This is a genomic window from Streptomyces sp. A01, from assembly GCF_059026195.1.
Genome location: NZ_JBWLKN010000117.1, coordinates 1 through 664, shown reverse-complemented (window position 1 = coordinate 664; position 664 = coordinate 1). Strand labels below are relative to the sequence as shown.

Sequence of the window (664 nt, the reverse complement as noted above, 5' to 3'; positions counted from 1 at the left end):
TCCGCCCTCGTCGGCCTCGCCGCCGAACACCAACTCGTCGCCACCGTCGAGGACAACGGCCGCGTCGGCGGCGTCGGTTCGGCCATCACCCAGGCACTGCGCGACGCGAGGGTCGATACCCCGGTGCGCGAGTTCGGGCTGTCCCAGAAGTTCTACGAGCACGGCAGCCGCAACGAGCTGCTGTCGGAGGCGGGTCTGACCGCCGCGAACATCGCCCAGACCGTCCACGAGTCGCTGGCCGCGGCCGGCACCCAACATCTCCAGGATGTCTCATGACCGCTGTATCCCTTGGCCTGCCGACCGTTCCGACCAAGCTCTCCGACCGCCGTGTCAGCCGTCAGATCATGGTCGGCTCGGTGCCGGTCGGCGGCGACGCCCCGGTGTCCGTGCAGTCCATGACGACCACGCTGACCTCCGATGTGAACGCCACCCTCCAGCAGATCGCTGAGCTGACCGCGTCCGGCTGCCAGATCGTGCGGGTCGCCTGCCCCTCGCAGGACGACGCCGAGGCACTGCCCGCCATCGCGAAGAAGTCGCAGATCCCGGTGATCGCGGACATCCACTTCCAGCCGAAGTACGTGTTCGCGGCGATCGACGCCGGATGTGCGGCGGTACGGGTCAACCCGGGCAACATCCGGCAGTTCGACGACAAGGTCAAGGAGAT

The 664-nt window shown here is 68.1% G+C and carries 2 protein-coding genes; both read left to right on the top strand.

Annotation, left to right across the window (positions count from 1 at the left end; all coding sequences use genetic code 11):
- The coding region (locus AC5P1B_RS35780) for a transketolase C-terminal domain-containing protein (protein ID WP_493892211.1) at positions 1–276 on the top strand (276 nt) is incomplete at its 5' end.
- On the top strand, positions 273–664 hold a 392-nt coding region (locus AC5P1B_RS35775; protein WP_493892210.1), incomplete at its 3' end, for a flavodoxin-dependent (E)-4-hydroxy-3-methylbut-2-enyl-diphosphate synthase. The genes AC5P1B_RS35780 and AC5P1B_RS35775, both read left to right, overlap by 4 nt.